The organism is Yersinia sp. Marseille-Q3913, assembly GCF_963892745.1.
Lineage (GTDB): Bacteria > Pseudomonadota > Gammaproteobacteria > Enterobacterales > Enterobacteriaceae > Yersinia > Yersinia bercovieri.
On the sequence record NZ_CAWQAF010000015.1, the window covers coordinates 68398 to 76982 of the forward strand.

Sequence of the window (8585 nt, forward strand, 5' to 3'; positions counted from 1 at the left end):
CGGTTGGTACGCCTCGGTGGGCTGGTTTCCTATGCGCCAAAGGTTCATTTCTAATAAAGGAGTACCAAATGGCTTACGATCCGCAACAGCAACGCCCAGAAGAACAAACGACTAACAACAATCGCGAGACGCTCAATATCCGGCAGCCAGGTGAAAATGCGAATACGGGATTCGATTGGGGAGCAGTCAGGGCTGCGCGAGAGGCCGCAGGGCGGCAGTCAAAAGTTCCGCAGGCCAATGACCCTAGTGTAGGTTTAAAAGATGTATTTCTTTCGGCGGCGGCGGCACCAACAGATATTATTAGCGCTAATGCTCAATTATTTAAGGCGGGCAATCAGCTTTTGGATGATAAAGCATCAGAATACAGAAGCGGTGCAAAGAAACCGCTGATTGATATTCCTGTTAGCCCTGAAATGCTGAAAGTGATGCGAGACAGTGGCGGTAATTCATTGTCAAGCGCGGGTAATGCTTTCATTGATCGGGTGGGTTCCTTAGCTGAAAGTGCGTCTAAAAGCATCAAGGATAATTACAGTGAGGGTGCCAAGCAAGCCGCTGCTATGCCATTTATCGAACGAGATAAGGATGGAAACCTTCAGGCTGGCGCAGGGATGTTCGACAAAGATGCGTGGTTGATTAATGCTATCCCAACCATTTCTCAAATGATTGGTTCTGGTGCATTCGCTAAGTATGGTGCAAAAGCTGTTTCCCGAGGGGTTGAACAAGCAACCTATGAAAGACTAAAAAAGTCGGTGCCAGATGCTGTAGCAAGGGAGACCGCTCAACTGGCCGGTGAGAAGGCCAGAGAGATTGCCCAAAAAACGGGATTTGTTGGCATTATGGCCGGTACTGCCCAAGGTTCTTCTGGTAATGAAATGCGCGATGAGATTAACGCATTACCCTTCGAGCAGTTAGCGCAAAGCCCAACTTTCCAAAAAGCTTTTTCTACCATTGATACGGATCCAAATAACTCAGCGTTATCAGATACACAGAAATTGACGCTGGCTCGCAATCAGGTTGCAGATCAGGCTGCTAGCAGTGTGACGGCGGACCCTCGCATGCTAGCGATAAACATTGCAGCCTCAACCTTGGGCGATCATACCTTATTGAATTTGCTGACCAAAAAAGGGGCGGCTTCTGGCGTTATTTCCGGGGCATCATTAGGTGCGGCGGCGGAAGGTGGAACTGAATTTGCCCAAGGCGCTTCTCAGCGTTATGTCCAGAATCAGCAGTTAATCGATACCGCCGGACAGAAAATAGACCCAATGAAAGGGGTGGTAGAAACCGGTGCCAATAATGCAGTGCTAGGCGCTGGCATTGGCGGTGCAGCGGGAACTGTCGGTGGAATTCGTGGCCGCAGATCAGCAGCAGAAACCACACCAGAGACTCCAGTTGATACTGAGGGAGCGCCAGTATCTGAAAATATTGACCCAACTATCCAGCCAGAAATGACACCGCAGGCAGAAAATCAGGCTTCCCATGAAGTGGCGGCACAGCAGAATTCACTGAGTGAAAATGGTGTACCTAACTCCCAGATTGATGATTTCCGCGATACTCCAGCCTATCTGCGTCAGGATCCTCGCGTGCAAGGCTTTGCTGATGATAGCGATGTACAGCGTTCACTGGCTGAGCCAGAGGCACAACCGACCGCGCAAGAACTTATTCAGCAGCAAATGGCGTCAGGAGAAAACGGTTTTACACCTGATGAGTTAGCGATACTTCAGCAAGCTGATCAAATTCGAGCGCAGCGGAAACCACGCCTGCCCGCGCCCGGTAATATCCATCCGGGCGAAGGCTTCCCCATGTCGGGACTCATTCAAGGTGATGAAGTCCAGGCGGGTACCACACCACAATTTACCGCCGGAGAACGGACCCGTGGGCAGGTGGATTTGCCGAGGGAGCAGGCAGAGCAGCAAGTCGCGGTAAGAGAACCCGATACTTACTTTGGGCAAAGGGAACCACAGGCTATTACCGATCAGCGTCAGCGTACGGGGGGGGGGGGCCCGATTGATGCTGATACCGAAGCTTATGCAAAAGGTGAAACGCTTGGCGAGTTGAGATTGCACCATGGCAAGCCATTCCCCAATGAGAAAGTGGCCAGATTCACGAAGTGGGCCAAGATACCAGGAGCCGTGATTGAACCGGTTGGCGATGGTTTTGGTGTGCGATTACCACCGATACCAACAAGCAGTAAAGTTAATCCAGCGCCCTCCAATGAGGGGGTTGTGGCATCTGGTGAACAGTCAGTCGGTGAGTTAAAACTGCATGGTGGTCAACCCTTCTCCAGTGAGAAAGTCGCTAAGTATTCCAAGTGGGGCAAGATGCCGGGTGCCACGATTGAAGCAGTAGGAAAGGGGTACGGTGTTCGCTTACCCGCACCTGAGCCAGCCCATCAAGCCAAAAAAAGTGACGCAAAAATTGATGATTTTGGCGAGGAACTCAAGGGGGCGGCGAAACATCAGTGGGGCCAGTTGGCAGAGTCAATGAAAGCTGACCATGATATTGAAGAAATCAAAAAGCAGCCTTTGTCGAAACTGTTCCCGCATCCTGATTACAGTAAAATGCATGAGAGCGGCATTGAAGCAGACAAGCTTGCGTTGCTTGCAACATTGCGATCAATTATCCCAACCAAACCCCACTCCCCTTATAAAGTGAATCAATGGGCGGAACAGGTGAAAGGGGTCCGAGATATCGTCAATACCCTCATGGGGGGCTATATCAGCGTTGCCGATATCAAAGCTCACTTCCAACGTAGCAAAACCACTTTAAACGCTGTTGCGAATAAGGTTGATTTAATCTCACAATTTAAGCCTGAACAGATGGCCGAAGCATCGAAGTACTCAATTCGTTCCGGCCATTACACCTACTTTGACGGCAAGAGTTATCCCGGCGGAAAAACCCTGTATGAGCTGGTGGCGCCAAAGGGGGTAAAGGTTAATATTTCAGCGGGGTCAATGTCTGAACTATTACCTAAAGCCAAGGCCTTTATAGAGACTCAGCTCAATAGTGATAAAGGGGAAACAGCCCCTAAACAGGCGAAATTGGAGATCTACACCCGGCGGGCAGATAAGAGTGTGTTTATTGGTTATAAGGGGGCGATGGGCGTTTTGCCGCTTAAGGCGGGTTTCAAAAACCCAGTTGAAGCCCGCGCTTATCTGGCAGAGAACCGCGCTGAAATCGAAGCTAAACTGGATAAATTACGCAAAGTATCTCGCGAGGAACAACGCAAAGCGACTAATGAGCCACGTACCGGTATTGAGCGTCGTAAGGGTAATGTGACGCCTGAACAGTTTAGCGATGCGTTTGGCTTCCGGGGAGTGCAGTTTGGCAACTATGTCGAGAGGCCGCGCCGTCAATCTGAACTAAATGATGCTTACGACGCATTGATCGATATGGCCGAATTACTGAATGTGCCACCCAAAGCACTCTCTCTAAATGGTGAGTTGGGCCTGGCGTTTGGTGCGCGAGGTAAGGGTGGGGCCAAAGCACACTATGAGCCAAAACAAGTCGTTATCAACCTAACCAAAGGTAACGGTGCAGGCTCATTAGCGCATGAGTGGTTCCATGCACTGGATAACTATTTTGGTACCTATGATGTACATGGCGAGGCGTCCGGTAAGCGTTCATCTGAATTTATGACCGACCGTAAACGTCCGCGCTATGACTTTAGCGGTGGTAAAAGGCAAGAAATCACCCATCCCGTCAGGCAGGAGGTGCATGACGCCTTTAAAAGCGCTGTCGATAAAGTCACCCATAGTGGGATGATGGCGCGGGCGGCATTGCTGGACGGCAGTCGAAGCAAAGCATACTGGACGACTAAACTGGAAATGTCAGCGCGAGCATTTGAACGCTACCTGCTGGATAAAGCCCAGAGTCAAGGTATCACTAACGACTATTTAGTTAACCTGCGCAAAGCTGACGAACACGCCAACCCGGAAACCTATGCTTATCCAACTGAAGCCGAATTAAACAACGGTGTGCGTCAGGCATTTGATCATTTATTCCAAACCCTCAAAACCAAACCCACTGATAAAGGTATCGTTTTCTATTCCCGTAAAGATACTGACATTGGTAAAGGCAATGTGATTTCAGATACCGGCCACACGGCTGCGGGCGAAAAACCCGCTCAGGGAATACGCCAGGGGCGAGCGCAAATCATCGCGGATGCGTGGATACGCAGGTTAAATGGCGCAGCCAAAATCAAAGTTAAGGTGGTGCAAACTCAGGCGGAAGCAGCGGCCATGATGCCGAGCGGGATCCCAAAGGAGTTCGGTACGGTACACGCTATTTATCAGACAGAACTCAGCCGGGTGATTGTGGTAGCGGATAACATTACTTCCGACCGCGAACTTCGGGCAAAATTGCGTCATGAAGTCTTGGCACACCACGGACTGGCTTCCGTCATTGGTGATGTGGAATATGACCGTATCATGCGTGTATTACACCAGACGCGGGAGAGTAAAAATAAAGAGATTCAGGCTGTTTGGCGGGAAGTCGATAGATCATACCGCAATGAGTCCCCCGAAATGCAGGCTAATGAGTTTTTAGCCCACATGGCTGAGCGCTCGGAGCTTACTGGTCTGGGGGGGATGTGGGACCGTTTTGTTGCTGCGCTGATAAATGCATTGAAGAAAGCAGGACTGATGAACGCGAATGATATTTCCCCAACGGAAATACGTAATATTCTGCGCACGGTCGCCGGGCGCTTCAAAAAGACTGCTATGTATGATGGCGAACAGCCGGGGACGCGGGAGTTCGATAATACTTTCTCTCGGTCAGACGCACTGTATTCGAAACATGATGATGTGGACCCACTCAAGCCATTACCAGTGGAAGCCGAACAATATAGATCTGAGCTTGATAAAGCGATGCGTTCGTTACGGTCCGATGACATAACGGTTTCAATAGGCAGAACACCGCCGGTACTCCGTGCGCTTGGCGCTCCCAATGTGGAGATGGTAATTTCTCGTGATACGGTACGCAAAGCGACTAATGGAATAAAACACAACGTACCGACTGAGGTCATTGAGCAGCTTCCTGAGCTGATGCATGACCCGTTAGCAGTATATCGCTCAGCAACACAGGATAACGCAGTAGTTGCTCTTCTGGAGGCTCATGATGCAAACGGAAACCCAGTGGTTACTGCTATTCATATGAATGCAAAACGTGGGCGCTTGGAAGTTAATCGAGTTGCTTCAGTGTACGGCACCGTGGGGGGCATGGCGAAAGTTCAAGGTATGGAGGATGCTGGTTTAGCGTTATACCGCCGAGAAAAACAAAACCCCGATAAGCTTCGTTCTGTTGGGCTCCAATTGCCCAAGGAGAACACTTATCAGGGTTCAGAATCCCAATCTGGTACGGCCCAAGAGCTTCAATTGCTCAAACGCGGTTCACCAAATCAAGATTCAGTTGAAAATATACTCTCATCAACCGATATTCGCAAGAATAAGGCACTTTACTCCCGCACTGCTAACCCATCAATGGATGCTGAAACCAACCGCAAAATGGGCTTTAACGTTGAGCAGGGGTGGTTTGATAAGGCCAAGACTTTCTACGGTACAGTGACCAGCAAAGATAAAACGGAACTGAAAGCCTGGCTAAAAGAAACTGGCCGTAAACTCAATACTAAAACCTTTGATGGCATGGCTCCGCTGAAGTATGCCGAGGATGCTGCCGGTATCAATGATGCACGCAGTTCCGCCTACATTGGCGCGCGTATGGCCGCGGGGGCGGGTTCTGTTACTGCTGCCACGTTAGAGCATGGCTTGCCGCGCTATAACAAAGCCGAGGGGATAGTTGAACGACAATCCGGTACCGGTAAAGAGGATGCGCTTATGGGGATTCTCGACGGACTGGGAAACCATCGGGAAAACTTCTTTAAATGGATCGCCGGCCATCGCTCTGAACGGCTGATGAAAGAGGGCAAAGAGAACAACTTTAATGCCGACGAAATTGCTTATATGAAAACTCTCAACCGGGGTAATGAGACTTTATTCGAAGGTCAGAAGAAAAAGTATGATGCCTTTATTAAATCGATTCTGGATCTGCAACAGGATATGGGATTGATTGATCCAGAAAGCCGCGCACAGTGGGAGGATGCCTGGTACTTGCCCTATTACCGTGAAGCGGAAAACGGTGAAGTGAAGGGGCCGTGGACCCGCAAAGGCATTGCTAACCAGAGCAGTACTGTACGCAAGTTAAAAGGCAGTGATTTGACCATTAAGGATCCTATCGAAAACCTGTTTAACTACGTGGCTAAGTCGATCGATGCGTCAATGAAAAATGAGGCCATGCGCCGCTCAGTGGTCAATCTTGCTGATACCGGTGTGCTGGAGGTGATTGAATCACCGAATGAGATGGACTATGAGCGCATAGGTAAGGATGTTGTTAAGGTCTCTATCGATGGAGTTCAACAGTTGGTTCAGGTGAATGACCCTGCGCTCTACCGTGCATTTACCATGATTGATTTACAGCGCAGTCATTCCCTTTTCATGAAAGCGGCCCGTCAGGCTAAAAAGGTGCTAACTGTTAGCACTACGTCGATGCCTGATTTTATTATCCGCAACTTCTTACGTGATTCCGTCCATTCATGGGCTATCAATAAAGATGGTTTTAAGCCAGTTATAGCCTCATGGGCCGGATTTAAAAAAGCCCTACGCACCGATGATAGTCTGGTGGATATGATGTTTGCTGGCGCGACTTTTGGCGGTGGTTATTCCAATGTCTATGATCCGGCATCGACGGCCAAAACCATCCGCAGCGTTCTGCGGCGTAAAGGTTACAACGATAGCCAAATCCACGAATTTGAATCCTCTATTGTCCGTAACAGCAAAGAGGTGATGGACAAGGTCGAACTGGGGTTACATAAATATAAGAACCTCAGTGAAGCGGCGGAAAACGCTAACCGGCTGGCCACTTATGATGCTGCAATTAAATCGGGGAAAAGCAAAGCGCAGGCGGCATTTGAGTCGCGTGACTTGATGGACTTCAGCATGATGGGGGCCAGTAATATCATGATTAACCTGAGTGATATGCTGCCATTCTTCAACGCCCGTATGCAGGGACTAAGTAAATTAGGCCGAGGTATCAAGGAGAACCCGCGTGAAGTGCTGAAACGCGGCGGCATGATTACGGCGGCCTCTCTGGCGCTGATGGCGCTGAATTGGGACGACAAACGTTATGAGGAGCTTCCAGACTGGGATAAAGACATCTATTGGCATGCCTGGATTGGTGATCAGCATATTCGCTTTCCAAAACCGTTCGAAATTGGCTTGATGTTTGGCACCTTACCTGAGCGATTTGTCCGGGCGCTGGGCGGTAAAGATACCGCGGCTAAATTCGGCAAGCTGGTGGCGCATAACTTTATGGAAACCATGGCATTCAACCCGATCCCACAAGTCGCCAAGCCGATTGCTGAGGCTTATGTTAACTATGATTTCTTCAAAGGCGGGCCGATTGAAAACATGGCCGACAGCAATTTGATGGCAGGGGCTCGCTACAATGACCAGACCAGTCTGCTGATGCGCGAAGTGGGTGAGGCGACCAATATGTCACCGAAGATGCTGGATCATATTGTGATGGGGTATACCGGCAGCCTGGGGGGCTATGTGATGGGTGCAACCAATCTTCTCATGCGTAACTTGAAAGACTACGGCGAAACCCCGGCCATGCGTCTGGATGAAATGCCGGTGATTAAATCCTTCTTCCGGGGTTCAGATCCAGCTAAGTCTACCCAGTTCACCGAAGATTTTTACCGTATGATGACTGAAGCCAATCAGATAAATAGCACTATTAACAGCTTCCGTAAGCAGGGGCACGCCGATGATGCCAATGAATTGATTGAGAAGAATAGAGGTAAGTTGTCGCAGCGTCAGGGGCTAACAGCGACGCAGAAACAAGTGAAAGCACTGAATGCCCAGATTGAAATGATGAGGCGGGACCGGATACTCACGGCGGATCAGAAAAGAGAAAAGATTGACCGGCTGATGGCAACCAGAAACAAACTAGTACAGCAGGCGGTGGAAAGGGTGAATCCGTATTTTAATAAGTGAATTGAAAGGGAGTTTGGAAAGACTCCCTGATTTATTAACTTTTGGGTAAAGTGATTTTGTTATGGTCATAGATGGCTTGAATTGCCAACTAAATAGCAGCCTCTTCTTGTTGTAATTAGTTTAGACCGTCGGCTAAGTGCCAAAAGTGGATGTTGCTTTCTCAATCAGAGAGGGCAAACCATATGAAATCAAGATCATTATACTATTAGGTATAGAGGTAAGGGATGGGTTTTTAGCCGCGATAATACAATGGCAGTGCATCATGTACATCGCAGATAATAGGGGCTATGTCGAGTAATGTTGGCGGATTTTGTGATATAGAAAAGGCATATGAAGTTTAGTAATATATTAATTTAATTACAAGAAGGATTTTTAGAAATCAATAAATGTATTGGTATTATAGCGTTTACTGATTATGACTTAAATTAAGGGGGGAAGGGGCTGCCGCCCCTTTTTCGGACTCATTCAACATGTTCTTCAGAGGGAGTATTAGAAATTCTGTGTCATTCCGCTAAAGTACTTAGAAGGAGGAATGAC

The 8585-nt window shown here is 48.9% G+C and carries 1 protein-coding gene; it reads left to right on the top strand.

The genetic code is table 11. From position 1 onward, the window contains the following. The first annotated feature begins 68 nt into the window (after positions 1–68). Entirely contained in the window at positions 69–8048 is a 7980-nt protein-coding gene (locus AACW11_RS08415) for an LPD38 domain-containing protein (protein ID WP_212586448.1), read from the top strand. The last annotated feature ends 537 nt before the right edge of the window (positions 8049–8585 follow it).